The organism is Longimicrobiales bacterium (assembly GCA_029245345.1).
Lineage (GTDB): Bacteria > Gemmatimonadota > Gemmatimonadetes > Longimicrobiales > Gaopeijiaceae > CALFPJ01.
Genome location: JAQWPM010000012.1, coordinates 733,911 through 752,099, shown reverse-complemented (window position 1 = coordinate 752,099; position 18,189 = coordinate 733,911). Strand labels below are relative to the sequence as shown.

The following is an 18,189-nucleotide window of genomic DNA, read 5'->3' as shown; positions in this document are numbered from 1 at the left end:
CGGCGTCACCTCTTGGTCATGATCAAGATGAGTCCATTAGGGTGCCCGGTGCCGTAGCGGGTCGTCGCCTCACTTGCGCTCATGTAGAGCATCTCTTCGATATCTGCGACAGGTAACCCGCGTAGAACTTGGAGTCCGCCTTGACGCTCCGATCCGTCCACGAAGACGTTTGCGGAGTTCCCGCCACGTGACTGCAGCCATCGAGGGCGCATCCGCTGGATCGCTTGGTACGCGTCGCCAGTTACGACCTGCTGGAGGGCTTCGTTCGTCAGTTGGTTTGGGTTGCCACCACCACTACCGCCACCGCTGCCGCCACCACTCGCACAGCCGGCCAGGCCGATGGCCAGGGCGAATGAAGCTATCAATAGCCGCCTGGACGTTATTGCTCGCATACTCTGACTCCTTCTCTTTTGAGTGAACATCCCAACGTGAACATTATGCTTGCGGTTACTTGCTTTCGCCACTGTGGAAGGCTCAGCGGATTTCTTGCTCGCCGCTAGGTACTCGGATAACCTCCCCGTCAGGCGGGACCCCGGCGAAGTACGTCCACCGTGCGCTCTTTGCTCATCGACCAGAATGCAGCATGCGGATCCAAACAGTTTTGACAATTCTTGAGTGCGCGGCTGTTTCTGCGTGCGTGGACCCCGAGGACGAGATGGCGGACTTGGTGCTGCGAGACGGTGTGGTTTGGACGGGAGTCGCGGGTGCGGGGCGGGCCGAGGCTGTTGCCGTTAAGGACGGTGAGATTCTCGCTGTGGGGTCTAACGCCGCAATTGACGTATTCGTCTCGGACGAGACCACAGTCATCTCTCTGCAGGGGCGGACCCTCACACCCGGGTTCATCGACGCGCACACGCACTTCATTGCCGGGGGATTCCAACTGGCATCCGTCGACCTGCGCGATGCCGATTCTCCGGAAGAATTCGCCCGACGCATCTCTGAGTTTGCCAGCTCGGTCCCGGCTGGGACGTGGATCACCGGCGGAGACTGGGACCATGAGACGTGGGGTGGCGAGCTGCCTCGGACCGACTGGATCGATGCCTTGACGCCAGATCATCCCGTCTTCGTTCAGCGACTCGACGGGCACATGGCCCTAGCCAATTCTCGGGCGCTACAGGCGGGCGGTGTAACCACGGAGACGGAGGACCCGGCAGGTGGAGCGATCGAGCGAGACGCTTCAGGCGCACCGACAGGGGTTCTCAAGGACGAAGCCATGAGCTGCGTGTATGCTGCGATACCAGCTTCCACCGATGAGGAAGTGGATCGCGCGCTCCAGGCGGCGGCTGTTCACGCCCTCTCGTTGGGGGTGACACAGATCCATGACATGGCCTACGACTGGATTGGACTCGAGGCCTATCAGCGGGCGCACGCATCGGGCGACCTGCCTCTGCGGGTCTACTCCGTGGTGCCTATGGCGACGTGGGAACGTATGCGGGACTACGTGGCCGAAAACGGCCGCGGTGACGACCGTCTCTGGTGGGGTGGCCTCAAGGCGTTTGTGGACGGCTCATTGGGCTCGACGACCGCCTGGTTCTACGACGTATATGACGATGAGCCCGAAACCGCGGGCCTGATGACCACAGACACGACCGAACTCGCGAGTTGGATTCGTTCCTCGGATGAGTCCGAAATGCATGTAATCGTCCATGCGATCGGTGACAAAGCGAATGACTGGCTTCTAGATGTGTACGAGGATGTCATTGGGGACCACGGGCCCAGAGATCGACGGTTCCGCATTGAACACGCGCAGCACCTTAGTCCCGGCGCACTCGGTAGGTTCGCTGAGTTGGGTGTGATCGCATCCATGCAGCCCTATCATGCCGCCGACGATGGACGGTGGGCGCAAAAACGGATTGGGCCGGAACGGATCAAGACGACTTATGCCTTCCGTTCGTTACTCGATGCTGGAGCGACTGTCGCTTTCGGCTCTGATTGGACCGTGGCGCCTCTCGATCCCGTGGAAGGAATCGATGCGGCGGTGACTCGGCGAACCTTGGATGGGGCGAATCCGAACGGGTGGATTCCTCAGGAACGCATCTCACTCGAGGAGAGTCTGATAGCCTATACATCGGCTGCTGCGCGTGCTGGATACATGGAGGCGCGAGTCGGAACCATCGAACCAGGGAAGCTCGCCGACCTTGCGGTACTATCTGGGGATATCTTCTTGATAGATGAGAAGGAGCTCGGGTCGGTGCACGTAGACCTGACGATTGTGGAAGGCGAGGTGGTTTACGAACACCCGGCGGGCGGGGAGTAGCGAGAGGATGACGGAAGACGGGGGCCCAAAACCGGTCGCGCACACGCGGCAGGTCACGATCGATGCTCTGTGCGAGCATTTTGCGAACGACATCATGAGCGTCGAGGAGTTTGAGCAGCGCGTGGATGCGGCTCATTCCGCGAAATCCGTGGAGGACCTCAAGGAGCTCCTACAGGACCTTCCGGGTGGCAACCTTCCGTCAGTCGCTCAGCAGGTAGCTGTTCCCGCCCCCGCTCCGATGGTCCTGGCGGCTGCCCCGGTGAAGGACCGTAAGTTTGTGGTCGCGGTGCTTGGTGGTAGTGCGAAGAAGGGGCGGTGGAGTCCAGCCCGAAAGAACATCGCGGTGGCTGTCATGGGTGGAGCTGAGCTCGACTTCCGAGATGCCGTGATGGGACCGGGAATCACGGAGCTGCAGGTCCACACGATGTGGGGGGGAGTGGAGGTGATTGTGCCTCCGGGTCTCCATGTCGAGAGTCATGGAATCGCGATCCTGGGTGCGTTCGAGCATGCGGGAGACAACATCCATACGACTGACCCTCACGCGCCCACGCTACGCATTACCGGCATCGCGTGTATGGGTGGGGTGCATGTAACGACCCGGCACTCGGGTGAGACTGCGCGGGACGCACGACGTCGTAGGAAACTCGAGCGAAAAGAGCAACGGCGGCTCTCCAAGGGCGGCAGACCCTAGGGGCCGCGTGGTATTATCCTGATCCGAAGGATCGTGCCGCGCACATCAAGGACTATGTGGCCTTTTGAGGCGGTGTGCGCGTAGAGGAATAACCTCCGCTTGGGTGACCCTGATGACTGAAGTTGTTCCGCGCGACATCGCTCTGATCTCTGTGTCCATTGATCTTGGCGCGGGGAGGCGAGGCGTGGACATGGGTCCTTCGGCACTGCGCATTGCTGGGATCACCGCTGAGGTGGAGTCCATTGGGCATCGAGTCCTCGAATCGGGGACTGTGACCGCCGGCGGGTTCGAGACGACGGACACGGGCGAGAGCACGCTCCGCTTCCTCACGGAGATCGTCGATGTGGCCGAGCGTACCCGGAACCGGGTCGCAAAGGGAATGGAGGACGGGTGCATGCCTCTCATCCTTGGAGGAGATCATTCGCTTTCCATCGGATCAGTGGCTGCGGTGGCGGCTGAGTACGCAAAACGAGACGAATCGATCGGTCTCATTTGGGTCGACGCCCACACGGACATGAACCGCCCTCATACGTCTCCCAGTGGCAACATCCATGGGATGAGTTTGGCGGTGTTGATGGGACATGGAGACGAACGGTTGGTTGGATTGGGCGGGCGCGATCAGGCGGTGAAGCCCGAGAACGTGAGCGTCCTGGGTGCGAGGCAGCTGGACGCTGGCGAGAAGGCGCTCGTCTCTGAGCTTGGAGTCCGGGTGTTCACGATGTCGGAGATCGACGACCGTGGCGTCAGCGTGTGTATGGATGAGGCGCTGGAGCGCGCCAACGCTGGAACCGGCGGGTTCCACGTCTCATTCGATCTGGACTCACTCGATCCGCGCGAGGCGCCTGGAGTGGGGACCCCAGTTCAGGGAGGGCTCACCTATCGGGAGGCCCACCTGGTGTGTGAGAAGGCTGCCCGCTCGGGTGGGTTGGTTAGTTTCGAGATGGTAGAATTGAATCCGGTACTCGATGACAGGAACCACACCGCAGTTCTCGGTGTTGGCCTCGTGGCCTCTGCTCTTGGGAAGAGCATTCTCTAACTCAGGACTTCTAATGACCAGTGAAGGCTCACGCTCCGGCGTTTCGCACTTCTTTCTGAACGCGCTTCGCATCGTGGTTGCGTTGATGTTCATGCAGCACGGGGCCCAGAAACTCCTCATGATGTTTGGTGCCGAGAGCGTCGCGGAGTTCATGACGCGGCGGTGGTTCGCAGGAGTTCTCGAACTGTACGGCGGTGGTTTGATCCTGGTTGGACTCTTCACCAGGCCGGTTGCCTTTGTTCTCGCGGGTGAGATGATGTTCGCCTATTTCATCGCTCATCATTCACGCGGTTGGGTCCCCTACATGAATGGCGGGGAGCTTCCCGTCTTGTTTTGCTGGACGTTTCTCTTCTTAGCGGCGAACGGAGGGGGTTCGTTCAGCTTGGACGGCCTTCTAGCGGCCCGCAAAAGAACGAAGGCCGAGGGCTGACACCCCCCCGGCCTTCATGGTCACCGCTCGGTTCGTTCAGGCGAACCGCTCCCCCTCAGCCGCCTAGTGTGCGGTCCAAGTAGGCCTTTAGGCGCTCCCAAGCATCCAGCGCGGGGGCTGCGCGTAGGTCGGGGTCACCGTCCACCCTCAGCCAGAAACCGTGGTCGACCGCGTCGTAGATGTGGAGATCGTTCTCGATTCCAGCTGCGCGAAGGGCGGTCTCGAATCCTGACACCTGTTCGGGGGACGGACCGGAATCCTCCGCTGCAAAGGTCCCGTACACCTCGTGATCCATGTTCGCGAGAACTTCGGGGTCGTCCACGAGGCGCCCGTAGAAGATTCCCGTGGCCTGATGGTCGACGCCATCGAGTCCGAATGACAGCGCGATTCCCCCGCCAAAGCACCAACCCATGGCGCCGACTTGGCCCGAAACGTCCGTGCGCGTCTTCAGAAACCCGACGGCGGCGTCCAGGTTGGCGACGACGGTAGGCATTTTCGCGTTGGCTTCCTGCATGAGCGCGATGTTCTCGTCACTGGACGACCCCACCCGCCCCTGATACAAGTCTGCGGCGAGTGTGACATACCCCTCCGCGGCGAAATCGTCTGCGACCTGGCGGACACGGTCGGTCAGCCCGTTCCATTCGTGGATGATGATAAGAGAGGGGAAGGGGCCGGCACCTTCAGGGATGGCCAGGTATCCGGTGGTAGCGGCGTCACCGTCCAAATAGTGGACGTCTTGGCCTTGGAGGTCCCCGCCCTCGCCAACGATCGAGGGTGGTAGTTGTCCCTCAGCGGTCGGAGCTAAGGCTACGCGGGGCTCCGGGGCTGCTTCGGATTCTGCGGCCTGATCGGGGGATTCTGTGCCACCGCACGCGCTCACGAGAAGGGAGAGGACGGCGGCTGATAGTAGGCGTCGGTGGGTTTTCATGGCTTGAAATTGTCTGTACGGGAGGGTGATGTCGCTGAGCGCAGGATTAGGTCCAGGGCCTCTTTTACGCAACTGATCCCCTGCGACCCCTTTCCTGTAATCCATGTAGACACCATTTAGAGATCAAAATCACCCGAGAAGAGGTTTCCGATGTCCGTACATCAACGAGAGCCCGGCCGCGGCCGGATTTATGACGATTTTGCAGCGACTATGGGTGACACACCCCTTGTTCGTGTGCCGCGACTCAAGGAGAAGTACGGTGTTGGCGCTGACATCCTGCTCAAATGTGAGTTTTTCAACCCGTTGGGCTCCGTGAAAGACCGCATCGGGGTGGCCATGATCGAAGCAATGGAAGAACAAGGCATTCTGAACAAAAACTCCACGATCGTGGAGCCGACATCCGGAAATACTGGGATCGCACTGGCGTTCGTGGCCGCATCCAAGGGATATCGGTGCATTTTGACGATGCCGGAGACGATGTCTGTCGAACGGGTGCAGATGATGAAGCATTTGGGCGCTGAAATCGTGCTGACGCCGGCCGCGGAAGGAATCGGCGGAGCATTTGCCGCTGCGGATCGTCTCACGGAGGAAATTGACGGTGCAGTCCAAGCCGGTCAGTTCGTGAACCCGGCCAATCCTGAGGTGCACCGGCGGACGACTGCGCTCGAGATTTGGAATGACACGGACGGGAAGGTGGACGTCTTCGTGTCAGGCGTCGGGACCGGCGGAACGATCACCGGGGTGTCCGAGGTTCTGAAAGAGAAGAACCCGAACCTCCACTCTGTTGCCCTCGAGCCGGTGACAAGCCCGGTCCTCTCCGGAGGTGAACCGGGCCCTGGGAACATGATCCAGGGCATTGGTGCTGGCTTCGCACCCGACGTTCTCAACATGGACCTCGTGGACGAAGTGATGACGATCGTGAACGAGGATGCTTTCGCGATGGCGAGGGACGTCGCGAAGGTCGAGGGGCTTCCTTGCGGGATTTCCGCAGGGGCTGCGATCTGGGCTGCGATTCAGATTGCCAAGCGCGCTGGGATGGACGACAAGACGATCGTCGTAGTGCTGCCGTCCTTCGCTGAGCGCTACGTCTCGACGGACCTCTTCTCGGACGATTAGACGGTCCGCAACGGGCAGCGATGTGCGTGGCGAAAGGGGGCGGACAGGGTGACCGGTTCCCCCCTTTACGCTGCCCCTCCCCGCACGACCGACAGCGACGTCATCTCCGCGACACGATTGAACGCGAGGTCTGTCGTGAGGAGCGTCAGATCGTGCCTCAGGCAGAGCTGAGCCAGAAGGGCATCGATCGTTCCGATACGGAGTCCTTCCGACGCTAGCCGGCGGCGGAGCTCAGCCGCGTCCACGTAGTCTCGTCCGTCCGGGACGACGTGCGGGAGTACACTAAAGCGCTCCAGAATCAGGTCGCGAGCCTCGTCGTCAGGGAAGCCTTGGAGCAGTTCTTGAAGGACGAGCCCCGTCGTGAACACCTGCTCACCTTCCCGGAGCGCCTGAGCGAGTCTGCGAATCTTGGGGAGCGTGGACGGGGCGTTGTTGCGAAATGCGAGAGACCACACGGAGGTGTCTACGAGGAGTCTCACGACCGTGTACGCTTGGTCTTGAAGTCGTAGGGGTCCCAGTCCAAGGCGTCGAATAAGTCGAGGATATCCATTTGCCGACGGCGCGCTACGAACTCTTTCAGAGCCTTCGTGACCGCCGCCTTCTTCGTGCGTTCACCGCTGACAACAAAGGCTTCTTCGAGTAAATCGGGGTCCAACGCGAGGTTCGTGGCCATCGTCGTTTCCATAGATGTGTGAAAAGTCACACAATAAGTTACACAATCGAGGATCGATTCAACATGACTACCCCGTTAGGGGTTGCCGGCAAACGAAGCCGTTGCTGGCAGCCCGCTGGAGGGGCATGTTCCTCGCCCCACATCCATTTGGAGGCTCCATGCGCGCTTGGCGTTCTGCATTGGTCATTGGTCTCGTATTGGTGGCGGCTGCGTCGTCGAGTACGCCTGACGACTACCCCCGCCGGATCGGAATCGACATAGAGCACTACCGGTTTGAGCTCGCGCTTGCTGACGACTCGGACGAGATCGCCGGGCGTGCGACCGTGACCGTTCTGTTCACCGGAAGTGGCGTTGTCGACTTGCCGCTGGACCTGACGTCGATCGCCTCAGGTGGCCGGGGAATGGAGGTCCTTTCGGTGATGTCCGACGGAGCCTCTTTGGACTTCACACACCGGTCTGACGTCCTCAACATCCGCCTCGCCGAGACGGGTCGGGCTGGGGGACGCGTGAGCGTCACGATCGACTACCGTGGGGTTCCGGTAGCCGGCCTCCAGATCGGTCCGAACAAGTACGGTGACCGGACCTTCTTCAGCGACAATTGGCCTAACCGAGTTCACAATTGGTTGCCGACCGTGGACCACGTCGGTGAGAAGGCCACGAGTGAATTCTTGGTCACTGCTCCGGCCCATTATCAGGTCGTGTCGAACGGACTCGTTCTCGAAGAGACGGACCTCGGCAACGGGAACCGCCTGACGCACTGGAAGCAGTCGGTCCCCATCTCGCCGTGGCTCTTCGTGCTCGGCGTCGCCCGATTCGCCGTCCAACAAGTGGACGACTTCCAGGGCAAGCAGATCCAAACCTGGGTCTATGCTCAGGACCGGGACGCAGGCTTCTACGACTTCGCCGTCCCCACGAAACAGGTCCTCGAGTTTTACGACGAGTATGTGGGGCCGTTCGCCTACGAGAAGCTGGCGAACATCACATCGCCGGCCACAGGCGGAGGCATGGAGGCGGCGTCCGCCATCATGTACAGCGATAACTCTGTCACCGGCGAGCGCACGGACAGGTGGCGGAACGTCGTCATCCACGAGATCGCACATCAGTGGTTCGGAAACGCGGTAACAGAGGCCGACTGGGACGACGTATGGCTGAGTGAAGGCTTCGCCACCTACTTCACGCTGCTCTACCGAGAGCACGCGTATGGTCGGGACGATTTCGTTTCCGGACTTCAGCAGGCTGCCGACCGGATCTGGCCGATGTACGTGGATGCCCCGGAATACCGCATCGTACATGACGATTTGGCTGACATGGCGCTCGTTACCAGCGGAATTACCTACCAAAAGGGTGCCTGGGTCCTCCATATGCTTCGGAAACGCATGGGGGACGAGGCGTTTTGGGAGGGAATCCGGACCTACTACGCTCGTTATATGAACGGAACGACTTCCACGGATCAGTTCATGGAGGTCATGGAAGAGGCCTCAGGTCAGGATCATCAGGTGTTCTTCGATCAGTGGCTTCGGCAGGGAGGCAATCCGTCGCTCCAAGGCTGGTGGGTCTACGATGAGACTGCCCAGGCGGTCCGGGTCGAGCTGAATCAGGTCCAAGACGTCGGTTCGTTCGTGATGCCGCTCGAGATCGGGGTCGACATGGACGGTGATCAGATCGCAGATGTAATGGAAACCGTTGAAATCACTGGCGATTTACAACGTTTTGTGATCTCCGTGCCCGGTGAGCCGGTGAATGTCCGCCTGGATCCAGATACCTGGGCGCTCTTTCAGTCGGACTTCGGTCCGAGGGGGCGGTAGTGATGCGTATGCGGGCCGTTGTCGCGGCGACGCTGATGTCTGTTGCGGCTTGTGCCGCTCCAGCGGATGGGCCGAAAGACGTTCTGCTTACTGCAGATCGGGGGATCGACGGTCTCGGAGAACCGATTTCGCCAGCTCAGGTCCTGATTCGTGGTGACCGAATTGTGGCAGTAGGCTCCGCGGTTAACGCCGCGGGCGATGTTGAGGTTATTGATCTGGGCGACGTGACGTTGTTGCCTGGGTTGATCGACAGTCACGTACACATCACGTACGCCTTTGCGGGCGAGCCACGGGATACGGAGACCGGTATCGTGGGGGCGTCTTCGGCCGAAGCCCTTCTCTTAAGCGGGTTTACCACGGTCAGAACACTCGGCAGTCCCGACTTCTCCGATGTGCTCCTCAGAGACGGCATCAATGCCGGAATCGTCCCCGGTCCGCGATTGCTCGTTTCCGGCCAGGGCATGACGGACGGGGTCGTGGTCGCCGCGGAGGGCGACCGCGTTGACGAAGGAGTCGCGACGGAGGAAGAAGTCCGAGCTTTTGTTCGCAGGGGTATCGAATCCGGAATCGACTGGCTCAAGATCTTCGCGAGCCGTAGCAGTCGGTCCGGGGGCACCCCCAACTACTCCCAAGAACAGCTGGAGTGGGCCATCGACGAGGCTTCGCAGGCGGGACTTCCGACATCGGCGCACGCACACGCCGCCGAGGCAGCGCGACGGGCCATTGAGGCCGGGGCCCGGACTATTGAACACGGATCGCTGGTCGACGAAACCGTTCTCGATCTGATGATCGAACGGGGGGCGTTCTATTCACCGAACCTGTACTTGTCGGAGTACTACCTTGCGAACGGCGACCGCATGGGCTTTTCGGAGGAGGCGCTGGAGTGGACCGCGCGGCTGCTCCCGCCACGGACGGCGATATTCACCACCGCTGTTGAGCGGGGCGTCCCGATCATCTTCAGCACTGACGCCAATCGTGGATGGGTGTGGTCGGGAGATACGGCCATCGAATTCGTGCGTCGGGTCGAGGCGGGCCAGTCGACCAAGGACGCGATCGTCAGTGCCACGTCCCGTGCTGCTGAGGCTCTCCAAATACCGGATGTGGGCGACCTGGCTGCGGGGAAGTACGCAGATGTGATCGCGGTCCTCGGTGATCCGCTCCAGGACATCAATGCGCTTCGGAGTACGGTCTTTGTGATGAAGGGCGGAGAGATCTACCGGAGGCCCGCGGGGTGACTCGACGCGAAGAAGGTCGCTTACGCCTCTGTGGGCTCGTGCTTTGAGCTGCGTGTCAGCAGCTTGTAGCCGACGTACCCGACTACTCCAATGCCCAGCACGATGGGTACCCAACTCACGAACTGCAGCACCAGCCCGCCCAAGAAGACTACGGCTCCGCCCTGCACCCACCCCATCATCTTGGCGTTGCGGCGTCCCTTTGTGAGATCCGCTTCGGTGTAGATCCGTTCCGGCAAGTTGTCGGTCAAAGCTCAGCCACCTTCAAGTTGCGCCAGCGGACCTTGATGCCGCCCCCGTCGTGGATCTGGAGGGCGATGTGACCCGCGCCCTTTCCGATTCCTTCGTCCACGAGGTCGATCATCTCGGTGCCGTTGATCCAGGTCGTTACATGATCCCCTACGACCCTGATTCTCATCTCGTTCCAATCGCCCATCTTGAGTGCCGCGTCACGGTCCGCTTCTGGCTGGATCAGCCAACCGCGTCCGTATGATTCGTAGATACCCCCCGTGTACAGCCCCGGCGGTGCGACTTCGGCCTGCCAGCCGCTGATACGGACGCCATCGATAGTGGAGCGGAAGAACACTCCTGAGTTGCCGTCGGCCTCCTGTTTGAACTCGAGTGTGAGTTCGAAGTCTTGGTAGGTCTCGTCGGTACGGAGGTACCCGTATTGAGCGTCCGGGCCGCTCTCACAGATCAGGTCACCTCCGTCGACATACCAGAGCTCGGTGCCGTGGATGGTCCACCCGTCCAAGCTCTCGCCGTTGAAGATGGACACGGCCTCCTGGGCCCCAAGGGGCGTCATGAGGATGCCGAGTAAGGCTGCCGCCATCACAAGCGCACGAACGAAGTCCGCAGGGAGCACGCCGGCAAACAAGGTCAAGCAGGCAGCTTCGGCGCCCGGCTCAGGACGCTCCTCTGCATATCCGCCCATCACTCCATCGCCCTGATTTTCATATTCCGATACCACACCGGCGTGCCGTGGTCCTGCAGGCCAATGGAGCCGGACGGGGCCCGCGCATAGTGCTCCTCAACGCTGAACTTGCTCGCCTCGACTTGGCCGTTCCACTTTTCAGAGTACAGCTCGTATTCGACGGTCATTGTGCCGTTGAGCCAGTGCTGCACCGTATTCCCCCGTGCGACGATCTTCCCGGAATTCCATTCGCCAATCGGATGGACAATTCGGTTGTCAGCGGCCTCGAGGTCGTAGTTCTCCCCGGTCCGGTGCGTACGTGGATCCCAGTCGTCGGACTCAGGATAAGCCGGGTCGTCCAGCACTTGGTACTCGGCGGAGACCTGCCAAAGACCCTTCCCGTCAGTCTCCACAGCGCGGTAGAAGACGCCACTGTTTCCGCTGGGGCCCACTTTGAAATCGAAGGTCAACTCAAAGTCCGTGTACTCGGCGACTGTGATGATGTCACCGCCGTCCATGTTCCCGCTGGATGCCTGAAGCACCATTTCGCCGTTCTCGACGATCCAGGTCTCGGGCAAGCCATCACGCCCGTAGCCGCGCCACTGGTCCATGGCTTCACCGTCGAAGAGCAGCGTCCACCCTCCTGCCGCTTCTTCGGCGGACAGCGAATTGTGGGCTACCTCTGCCGCAGCTGTGTCCTCTGCGGACGCGTCAGCGGTTTCTTCTCCGCTACCGGCGCAGGCTCCCGAACCAAGTAAGGTGACGGCCGCTATAAAGGCGAGCGTGCTAGTCGTATTCGTGGTCATAACACTTCCATCACTTCGGGATCCCAAGAGATCACCTTTTCGTCGAAGTAGGAGTCGTTGCAGGCAAGGGCAGGCGCAGCGGCGCGCAGTCCGAAGGTGGCATCTTCCACGACCGGCGTGCCGTCACGGACACCGTTGAAGAAGGTGGTGAAGTGGTCGTAGTGAGCGCCCTTGTAGCCCGCTTCCGCAGTGTAGACGCTCTCGGCGGGCGGAAGCATTGATTTGCGAGCGGCGACGACCTGGCCGGCTTCGTCGGACTTCATCTGACTGAAGACATCCGTCGCACCCACAGACTTGTTCCGACGCAGGACCACATCTGTCCACGTGACGTCCATGGCACCTTCGTTCCCTACGAGTCGCAGGAAGGTGCTACCCGAAGTGCCGTCCACGAAGTTCACGCGCAGCGACAGGTTGAAGGCCGGGTGCATTGCAGATTCGGGGTAGTCGAACATGCCGAGCAAGACGTCTGGCACCTCGCGCCCGTCCTTCCAATACCTGAGTCCACCTTGGGCCATGACTTTCCGTGGCCCATGTGAAGACGTCACGAAGTGCAGGCTCGAGAAGAGATGCACGAAGAGATCACCTGAGACTCCGGTGCCGTAGTCCCGGTAGTTCCTCCATCGGAAGATCCGAAGCGGGTCGTAGTCTCGTTGGGGTGCGCCACCCAGGAACATGTCCCAGTCGACTGTCTCTTCGGAGGCGGTCTCCGGGATGGGATACTGCCAGGCCCCGATCGGATCGTTCCGTGCCCAGAAGCCTTCGGCGTAGTTGAGTTCACCAATGGCGCCCTCTTCGAGAAGTTGTTTCGCCTTCTCGTTGCCGAGCGAACTCATGCCTTGGCTTCCGACCTGGAACGTCATTCCGGTCTCTTGCTGCACGCGCACCAACTCTGCGCCCTCCGAGATCTTATGCACCATTGGCTTCTCGCAGTACACGCCCTTCCCGGCCCGCATCGCATCGATGGAAATGCGCTGGTGCCAGTGATCGGGTGTTCCAATGATCACCGCGTCGATGTCGTCCCGAGCGAGGATCTCGCGGTAGTCCCGCGAAGTGAAGACGTCCGCCCCGTGCCGGTCCTTGATGTCCTGCAGCCGGCCATCGAAGCAGTCCGCTGCTGCCACGAGCTTTACGCCAGGAATCTGCAGGGCCGTGTTGACGTCGGCGTTCCCCATCCCGCCGGCTCCGATCACAGCCAGATTGACCTGATCGTTGGCGGAGAATCGGCGGCGGCCTGGTATGATGTGGACGTCTCTCAGGTCGCGTGCACTCAAGACGTGGGGGGTCGCGCCAGCTGCGACTGCACCCGCGGCGAGACTGCCCAAGAACTTGCGACGTGACTGTGGTGGGCGCGGATCGGTCATGGTTCGCTCGTGTTTTGAATTGGGTATGGAAGAATGGGTGGGGAGGCCTTCGATTGCCAGCCGATCCGTCTATGTCGCATCTTGGCGACTCCCCCCGACCCAACGAGACGTTCCAAGCTTATGACGAACAGACTCTTCACGACCTGCAGCGGATGGTGTGCCGTTGCCGCTCTCGCCCTCGCTGCACCGGTCGACGCGTCGGCCCAAGTCGATCTAGAAGCGCTCCAGGACGAGGCCGTAGCCTGGCTGCAGGAGTACATCGGCATCAACACGATCAACCCGCCCGGGAACGAGACGCGTGGCGCCGAGTTCTTCGCGGAGATCTTCAAGGCCGAGGGGATCGAATACGAGATGGCGGAGTCCGCCCCAGGACGGGGAAATATCTGGGCTCGGCTCGAGGGAGGCGACGAGGAAGCCCTGGTGCTTATCCACCACATGGATGTCGTTCCGGCGGATGAGCGCTTTTGGACGACGGATCCGCTCTCCGGCGAACTGCGAGACGGATACATCTATGGCCGAGGGGCGTTGGATACTAAGACCGGAGGTATTCTGCATCTCGCCACATTTCTCGCGTTGCACCGGTCCGGCATCCCGTTGAAGCGCGACGTGATGTTCGTGGCTACTGCGGATGAGGAAGCAGGTGGTTTCTTCGGAGCGGGGTGGCTCGTCGAGAACCGCCCGGAGATCTTCGAAGGCGTCGGCTTTCTCCTGAATGAAGGCGGCGGTGGTGGGGTCGTCGATGGGAAGATCCAGTTCGGGGTCGAGGTGACTCAGAAGGTCCCCTACTGGCTGCGTCTGACGACGGTCGCGAACCCCGGGCACGGATCGAGTCCTCAAGTGACCTACGCCGCGGTAGAAATGGTGGCGGCGCTCGAGCGTCTCCGGGTCCATGAATTCAAGGCGCGCATCATCCCGGCGGTCGACGTGCACTTTAAGGGCTCCGCTGGCGACCATCCCGAGCCGTGGCGCACGCGTTTCGCTGACATTGCTACTGCGATTGAGCAGCCAGGCGTCCTGAGGGAGCTTCAGGCGTATCAACCCTGGATGCATACGCTGACGAGGAATACGTGCTCGATCACGCGCTTCGAAGGCAGCTCCAAGATCAATGTTGTGTCGCCGGAGGTTTGGGCGGAGATCGATTGCCGACTCCTTCCAGACCAGGACCCCGACGCCTGGCTGGCGGAGATGGGAGGGGTGCTCGGGCCCGACGTTGAGATCGAAGTACTGATGGGCTTCAGCCCCGCGGTGTCGAGCACCGACACAGAGCTCTATCGAACCGTCCAAGACGTCACGCTGGAGACGTTTCCGGGAGCCAATTTCGTCCCCCAGGTTTCGGGTGGTTTCACGGACAGCCACTTCTTCCGCGACCTGGGAATTGTCAGCTATGGCTACGAGGCGACCGCGACTCCTGAGGCAGATGGAAGCGGTGTCCACGGAAATGATGAGCGCGTTACCGAAGAGAACGTCCGCCGCGGTGTGGCGATGACCCTACAGATTTTGGAGCGGTTCGCCGCGACACGACCGATCATGGAGGAGTACTGAGATGCCGGAACGCTACGATGTGTGGGCCATGGAGCCCGTTGAAATCAAGCCGGGATACTTCGGTCGGGCGATCACGTCCGAACACACCACCCACATGTATTGGGAGATCGAGGCGGATCGGCCTCTGCCGGAGCACGCACATCCGCACGAACAGATCGTGAACATGATTGAGGGTACGTACGAACTCGTGATCGGCGGTGAGTCGTATGTACTCAACGCAGGTGACGTGCTCGTGATTCCTGGAGGGGTGCCGCACGGCGGCCGGTCGCACACCGCGTGCAAGATTCTCGACGTGTTCTCTCCGGTGCGCGAGGAATATCGGTAGTATGGCGATTTAGCTGCGCCGCCATTGTTCGAGGAGGTGTTGTGGCTCTCGGCGCCGTGCTGGCTCTCGCGACGCTGTCGGCTAGCGTCGCCGGACAGGCTGCCACTGCAACGGGGGTCACCTCCGAAGAGGTTGAGCGCGGGCCACCAATCGCCACGTTTTCCATCCTGGGTTACGACCCGGAGACGGGTGAGGTCGGTGGGGCGGTTCAGTCCCGCGTGTTCGCCGTCGGCAACGGGGTTTTGTGGGCGGAAGCGAACGTGGGCGTCGTGGTGACCCAGGCGATCGTCGACGTCAGTTACGCTCCCCAGAGCATCGAGCTACTCCGCCAGGGTTTGTCCCCAGCCGAAGTGGTCGAGACGGTCCTCGCGAACGACCCTGATCCGCGACCGGACAATTGGAGCAAACTGGGGCGTCAATTCTCAGTTAATGGGATGCCACCGGCGATGTGGCCACGCACACAGGGCCGAGTGCCTCAGAGTGGGCGGGGCATAGGACTGGTCGGTACGTCTCCGCTCAAGGCAACATCCTCGCGGGCGAAGATGTCGTGAACTCCATGGTCGAGGCGTTTGAGACGACGGAGGGGCACCTTTCGCTGAGGCTCATGGCGGCGCTCGAAGCAGGTCAGGCCGCGGGAGGGGATCGCCGAGGTATGCAGAGTGCCGCGATGCTCATCGTCAAAGAAGCCGGCGGCGTGTGGTTGAACAACGATGTGGTATTGCGGCTCCAGGTGGACGATTCCGAAGAGCCCATTGCCGAACTTCGTCGGTTGGTAGAGATCGCTGCTCGCCGACGGGAGCGGGTCCGAGGGCGTTAGACCGCCTCTAGGCGCTCCTTCAACAGAGTGAGCATCGCGTCGAGCTGGTCGCGAGCCGCCTTCTCGAGCGCGGCGGATGGAATCAGCTTCAGCGCGCCACGAGGACTGGCTTCGACGGACATTGTGATCATCGTGCCGTCCGAGGTCGCTTCGCACTCGACTTCAGATGTCGCGTCTACGGTGGAGTCCGAAGTCGTCGCATAGACGATGCGCCACCCGGGCCCCATCTCTCGGACCACATAGGTGTTCTGGGTCCGGCGCCCAAGGAACTCGCTCACATAGCTTTTCCGAGTGCCCACCTGGCTTGGCCCCGGAGGGTCTTTCGTGGCCGACTCGAGACGAGGCTGCCATTCGTGTTCCCGGTCGACATCGTCCAGGTACGCGAAGACGACTCCGATCGGTCGACTGATTTCGATGCTCTTGGACTGTCTGCTCACGTCGTGCTCTCCTTGCTCTACGTCGCCCGTTGAACATCGCCTCGCAACATGCCTGAATAAAGAAACGGCTGCGGAGGCTTCCTGTCCTTGCAGCCGTATCGGTCCCGCGAAGGCTTGAATCAGCCCTTTTCTACTTGGATCGTCGACTGCGTGAGATCGGTCTCGAGATACAGGCTTACCGCTGCACCTTCGTCGAGTCCCATGTCCTCCTTACGGATGCCGTCCTCGTTGCCAACGAGCGAGCAAGAAGGCGTGTTGGGATAGGCCTTGAGTCGCAACTCGCCCATTTCAGCGACCGCGTTGGAAAGCTCAAGGACTTTGAACTGGCCCCGTGCCACTCGGCCCAAGTTGTGCAGTTTTCCGTCAACGTCCTGCGCGTAGACCATCACAGGCAGCTGATCGTTGTTCACGACACGGATTTCGTGTGTGGTGGCGTCATCGGGTCCAGTCACGATCGCAGCACTGACCAAAGTCGCGTTGAAGACAGCCAGGCCAAGCATGAGAGCTACTCGATACATCCCCTTCATCCTCCTCCCAGAGTAGTTACGCACTCAGGCTCTGAATCGAAGTCCCATTCGCGCCTTGAGTACCGCGAGCCCCTTGGCTCGCCCTGCAAGCGATGCTGTGTTGTTGCCTGCGTGTACCCTCTACGAGAAAAGGGCCCCGACCTTTCATCGGGACCCTCACTCTGTCTGCGCTCGGAGATGTCTCCGAAGACGTATCGCTCTAGCAGTGCTGTTCGTAGGCCGCCTGGAGGTCAGCTGCGATGTCTTCTGGGTGACGCCCTTCGATCTGGTGGCGCTCCATGAAGTACGCGAGCTCGCCGTCCTTGAAGAGAGCAATGGACGGGGACGACGGTGGGAAGCCCGTGATGTAGTCACGACTCCGGTCCGTAGCGTCCATGTCCTGACCCGCGAACACAGTGGTCAGGATCTCGGGCTTCTTCTCGCCCTGGAGCGAGAGGTATACAGCAGGACGCATCATTGCAGCTGCGCATCCACACACTGAATTGACGACCACGAGCGTCGTCTTCTTCTCGCTACCGAGAATCGCATCGACATCGCCCGCGGTCCGCATCTCCGTAAAGCCGACCCGAACGAGATCTTCGCGCATCGGGGCGACCATCATTTCTGGATATGGCATTCTGTTCTCCTAAACCAACCGACTGGGAAGGACGGCACCCGACGACAGATCGCCGGCCGGACGAAAATTACCCCAAGTCCCACGAGTGTTCCAACTTCGTGTTCAATGAGCGTCCAAGTTGCCGCCGCCCGAAACTGCGGCGACCTTTTTCGCCATGTCCTCAACTTCGCAGATCGTACGTCTCACGGTGAATGGAGACATCCATGAAGTCGGCGTGCCGACTCATTTCACCCTGCTCGAAGCTCTTCGCTATGCGATTGGGCTCACGGGGTCGAAGCAGGGGTGCGACAAAGGCGACTGCGGTGCGTGCACCGTCGTTGTGGACGGCCAGCCCACGTTGGCTTGCCTGACGCCCGTCTGGGAAGCAGAAGGCAAGGTGGTGACCACCGTCGAGGGCCTCGCGGGTCCGGAGGGTCCGCACCCGCTCCAGGATGCGTTCGATGTGAACGGTGCGGCCCAGTGCGGCTTCTGTACTCCGGGGATTCTATGTTCCGCAGCGGTCCTTCTCGAGCAGAACGCGACGCCGACGAGGGCCGAGATCCAGGATGCCTTGGCCGGTAATCTCTGTCGTTGTACTGGCTACGCGAAGATTTATGCCGCGATAGAAGCAGCCGCGGTGCAATGCCGCGCAGACACCTCGAATAGGGAGGGGGCTGAGTGAGTGCTGACACACATAA

At 60.9% G+C, this 18,189-nt stretch carries 23 protein-coding genes; 12 read left to right on the top strand and 11 right to left on the bottom strand.

Annotated features, from left to right (window positions below):
* Positions 1-5: 5 nt before the first annotated feature.
* Complete coding sequence (locus P8L30_06445; protein ID MDG2239823.1) at positions 6-392, bottom strand: hypothetical protein; 387 nt, start codon at positions 390-392, stop codon at positions 6-8.
* A gap of 209 nt (positions 393-601) precedes the next feature.
* Here P8L30_06445 and P8L30_06440 point away from each other — a divergent pair, with 209 nt between their 5' ends.
* The 4 genes from P8L30_06440 (at position 602) to P8L30_06425 (ending at position 4,414) form a co-directional block, all read left to right on the top strand.
* Positions 602-2,257, top strand: coding sequence for an amidohydrolase (locus P8L30_06440; GenBank protein MDG2239822.1), 1,656 nt, complete (start codon positions 602-604; stop codon positions 2,255-2,257).
* Between the two features lie 7 nt (positions 2,258-2,264).
* Positions 2,265-2,948, top strand: a complete 684-nt coding sequence (locus P8L30_06435) for a DUF1707 domain-containing protein (protein MDG2239821.1) — start codon at positions 2,265-2,267, stop codon at positions 2,946-2,948.
* Positions 2,949-3,060: 112 nt separating this feature from the next.
* The gene (gene rocF, locus P8L30_06430) at positions 3,061-3,984 is read left to right on the top strand and encodes an arginase (GenBank protein MDG2239820.1); all 924 of its coding nucleotides are present in this window, start codon (positions 3,061-3,063) and stop codon (positions 3,982-3,984) included.
* A 13-nt stretch (positions 3,985-3,997) separates the two neighbouring features.
* Positions 3,998-4,414, top strand: coding sequence for a DoxX family protein (locus P8L30_06425; GenBank protein ID MDG2239819.1), 417 nt, complete (start codon positions 3,998-4,000; stop codon positions 4,412-4,414).
* 55 nt (positions 4,415-4,469) lie between these two features.
* Here the strand turns inward: P8L30_06425 and P8L30_06420 are convergent, their stop codons facing one another.
* Entirely contained in the window at positions 4,470-5,342 is an 873-nt protein-coding gene (locus P8L30_06420; GenBank protein MDG2239818.1) for a dienelactone hydrolase family protein, read from the bottom strand.
* 150 nt (positions 5,343-5,492) lie between these two features.
* Between P8L30_06420 and cysK the strand changes: the two genes are divergently transcribed.
* The gene (gene cysK, locus P8L30_06415) at positions 5,493-6,458 is read left to right on the top strand and encodes a cysteine synthase A (protein ID MDG2239817.1); all 966 of its coding nucleotides are present in this window, start codon (positions 5,493-5,495) and stop codon (positions 6,456-6,458) included.
* A gap of 65 nt (positions 6,459-6,523) precedes the next feature.
* Here the strand turns inward: cysK and P8L30_06410 are convergent, their stop codons facing one another.
* Both P8L30_06410 and P8L30_06405 read right to left on the bottom strand, forming a co-directional pair.
* Positions 6,524-6,937: a PIN domain-containing protein gene (locus P8L30_06410; protein MDG2239816.1), complete on the bottom strand. Its 414-nt coding sequence runs from the start codon at positions 6,935-6,937 to the stop codon at positions 6,524-6,526.
* A complete protein-coding gene (locus P8L30_06405; GenBank protein MDG2239815.1) occupies positions 6,934-7,131 on the bottom strand; it encodes a type II toxin-antitoxin system VapB family antitoxin in 198 nt (65 codons plus the stop codon). Before P8L30_06405 ends, P8L30_06410 begins: the two co-directional genes overlap by 4 nt.
* A 158-nt stretch (positions 7,132-7,289) precedes the next feature.
* Here P8L30_06405 and P8L30_06400 point away from each other — a divergent pair, with 158 nt between their 5' ends.
* Together P8L30_06400 and P8L30_06395 are read left to right on the top strand one after the other, a co-directional pair.
* Positions 7,290-8,936, top strand: a complete 1,647-nt coding sequence (locus P8L30_06400) for a M1 family aminopeptidase (protein ID MDG2239814.1) — start codon at positions 7,290-7,292, stop codon at positions 8,934-8,936.
* Between the two features lie 2 nt (positions 8,937-8,938).
* Positions 8,939-10,171, top strand: coding sequence for an amidohydrolase family protein (locus P8L30_06395; protein ID MDG2239813.1), 1,233 nt, complete (start codon positions 8,939-8,941; stop codon positions 10,169-10,171).
* A 20-nt stretch (positions 10,172-10,191) separates the two neighbouring features.
* Here the strand turns inward: P8L30_06395 and P8L30_06390 are convergent, their stop codons facing one another.
* From P8L30_06390 to P8L30_06375, 4 genes are read right to left on the bottom strand one after another with little or no spacing between them, the layout of a single operon-like run.
* Positions 10,192-10,419 carry a hypothetical protein gene (locus P8L30_06390; protein MDG2239812.1) on the bottom strand — a complete coding sequence of 76 codons (228 nt, stop codon included), beginning with the start codon at positions 10,417-10,419 and terminating at the stop codon, positions 10,192-10,194.
* On the bottom strand, positions 10,416-11,102 hold the full coding sequence (locus tag P8L30_06385; GenBank protein ID MDG2239811.1) for a DUF1080 domain-containing protein: 687 nt from the start codon (positions 11,100-11,102) through the stop codon (positions 10,416-10,418). The genes P8L30_06390 and P8L30_06385 overlap by 4 nt, the downstream gene beginning before the upstream one ends.
* The gene (locus P8L30_06380) at positions 11,102-11,887 is read right to left on the bottom strand and encodes a DUF1080 domain-containing protein (GenBank protein ID MDG2239810.1); all 786 of its coding nucleotides are present in this window, start codon (positions 11,885-11,887) and stop codon (positions 11,102-11,104) included. The genes P8L30_06385 and P8L30_06380 overlap by 1 nt, the downstream gene beginning before the upstream one ends.
* Positions 11,884-13,248: a Gfo/Idh/MocA family oxidoreductase gene (locus P8L30_06375; protein MDG2239809.1), complete on the bottom strand. Its 1,365-nt coding sequence runs from the start codon at positions 13,246-13,248 to the stop codon at positions 11,884-11,886. The genes P8L30_06380 and P8L30_06375 overlap by 4 nt, the downstream gene beginning before the upstream one ends.
* A 120-nt stretch (positions 13,249-13,368) precedes the next feature.
* Here P8L30_06375 and P8L30_06370 point away from each other — a divergent pair, with 120 nt between their 5' ends.
* Genes P8L30_06370 through P8L30_06355 form a run of 4 tightly spaced genes read left to right on the top strand, consistent with a single transcriptional unit; the run spans position 13,369 to position 15,932 of the window.
* Positions 13,369-14,790, top strand: a complete 1,422-nt coding sequence (locus P8L30_06370; GenBank protein MDG2239808.1) for a M20/M25/M40 family metallo-hydrolase — start codon at positions 13,369-13,371, stop codon at positions 14,788-14,790.
* Position 14,791: 1 nt separating this feature from the next.
* On the top strand, positions 14,792-15,115 hold the full coding sequence (locus P8L30_06365; GenBank protein ID MDG2239807.1) for a cupin domain-containing protein: 324 nt from the start codon (positions 14,792-14,794) through the stop codon (positions 15,113-15,115).
* A gap of 41 nt (positions 15,116-15,156) precedes the next feature.
* Entirely contained in the window at positions 15,157-15,666 is a 510-nt protein-coding gene (locus tag P8L30_06360) for a DUF1028 domain-containing protein (GenBank protein ID MDG2239806.1), read from the top strand.
* A complete protein-coding gene (locus tag P8L30_06355; GenBank protein MDG2239805.1) occupies positions 15,564-15,932 on the top strand; it encodes a DUF1028 domain-containing protein in 369 nt (122 codons plus the stop codon). The genes P8L30_06360 and P8L30_06355 overlap by 103 nt, the downstream gene beginning before the upstream one ends.
* On the opposite strand, the gene P8L30_06350 is transcribed toward P8L30_06355, so the two are convergent.
* The 3 genes from P8L30_06350 to P8L30_06340 form a co-directional block, all read right to left on the bottom strand.
* On the bottom strand, positions 15,929-16,369 hold the full coding sequence (locus tag P8L30_06350; GenBank protein MDG2239804.1) for an SRPBCC family protein: 441 nt from the start codon (positions 16,367-16,369) through the stop codon (positions 15,929-15,931). The genes P8L30_06355 and P8L30_06350 overlap by 4 nt on opposite strands.
* 119 nt (positions 16,370-16,488) lie before the next feature.
* Positions 16,489-16,887, bottom strand: coding sequence for a hypothetical protein (locus tag P8L30_06345; protein MDG2239803.1), 399 nt, complete (start codon positions 16,885-16,887; stop codon positions 16,489-16,491).
* A gap of 208 nt (positions 16,888-17,095) precedes the next feature.
* Positions 17,096-17,512 carry a BrxA/BrxB family bacilliredoxin gene (locus P8L30_06340; protein MDG2239802.1) on the bottom strand — a complete coding sequence of 139 codons (417 nt, stop codon included), beginning with the start codon at positions 17,510-17,512 and terminating at the stop codon, positions 17,096-17,098.
* A gap of 154 nt (positions 17,513-17,666) precedes the next feature.
* Between P8L30_06340 and P8L30_06335 the strand changes: the two genes are divergently transcribed.
* A complete protein-coding gene (locus P8L30_06335) occupies positions 17,667-18,173 on the top strand; it encodes a (2Fe-2S)-binding protein (protein MDG2239801.1) in 507 nt (168 codons plus the stop codon).
* Positions 18,174-18,189: the final 16 nt, after the last annotated feature.

What these genes read in the sequence shown, in the direction of transcription:
- P8L30_06420 (MDG2239818.1), bottom strand. Translation starts at nt 5,342, where the DNA reads ATGAAAACCCACCGACGCCTACTATCAGCCGCCGTCCTCTCCCTTCTC.
- P8L30_06345 (MDG2239803.1), bottom strand. Translation starts at nt 16,887, where the DNA reads ATGTATCGAGTAGCTCTCATGCTTGGCCTGGCTGTCTTCAACGCGACT.
- P8L30_06435 (MDG2239821.1), top strand. Translation starts at nt 2,265, where the DNA reads ATGACGGAAGACGGGGGCCCAAAACCGGTCGCGCACACGCGGCAGGTC.
- P8L30_06340 (MDG2239802.1), bottom strand. Translation starts at nt 17,512, where the DNA reads ATGCCATATCCAGAAATGATGGTCGCCCCGATGCGCGAAGATCTCGTT.
- P8L30_06405 (MDG2239815.1), bottom strand. Translation starts at nt 7,131, where the DNA reads ATGGCCACGAACCTCGCGTTGGACCCCGATTTACTCGAAGAAGCCTTT.
- rocF (MDG2239820.1), top strand. Translation starts at nt 3,061, where the DNA reads ATGACTGAAGTTGTTCCGCGCGACATCGCTCTGATCTCTGTGTCCATT.
- P8L30_06400 (MDG2239814.1), top strand. Translation starts at nt 7,290, where the DNA reads ATGCGCGCTTGGCGTTCTGCATTGGTCATTGGTCTCGTATTGGTGGCG.
- P8L30_06370 (MDG2239808.1), top strand. Translation starts at nt 13,369, where the DNA reads ATGACGAACAGACTCTTCACGACCTGCAGCGGATGGTGTGCCGTTGCC.
- P8L30_06375 (MDG2239809.1), bottom strand. Translation starts at nt 13,248, where the DNA reads ATGACCGATCCGCGCCCACCACAGTCACGTCGCAAGTTCTTGGGCAGT.
- P8L30_06365 (MDG2239807.1), top strand. Translation starts at nt 14,792, where the DNA reads ATGCCGGAACGCTACGATGTGTGGGCCATGGAGCCCGTTGAAATCAAG.
- P8L30_06385 (MDG2239811.1), bottom strand. Translation starts at nt 11,102, where the DNA reads ATGGGCGGATATGCAGAGGAGCGTCCTGAGCCGGGCGCCGAAGCTGCC.
- cysK (MDG2239817.1), top strand. Translation starts at nt 5,493, where the DNA reads ATGTCCGTACATCAACGAGAGCCCGGCCGCGGCCGGATTTATGACGAT.
- P8L30_06395 (MDG2239813.1), top strand. Translation starts at nt 8,939, where the DNA reads ATGCGTATGCGGGCCGTTGTCGCGGCGACGCTGATGTCTGTTGCGGCT.
- P8L30_06380 (MDG2239810.1), bottom strand. Translation starts at nt 11,887, where the DNA reads ATGACCACGAATACGACTAGCACGCTCGCCTTTATAGCGGCCGTCACC.
- P8L30_06425 (MDG2239819.1), top strand. Translation starts at nt 3,998, where the DNA reads ATGACCAGTGAAGGCTCACGCTCCGGCGTTTCGCACTTCTTTCTGAAC.
- P8L30_06335 (MDG2239801.1), top strand. Translation starts at nt 17,667, where the DNA reads ATGTCCTCAACTTCGCAGATCGTACGTCTCACGGTGAATGGAGACATC.
- P8L30_06445 (MDG2239823.1), bottom strand. Translation starts at nt 392, where the DNA reads ATGCGAGCAATAACGTCCAGGCGGCTATTGATAGCTTCATTCGCCCTG.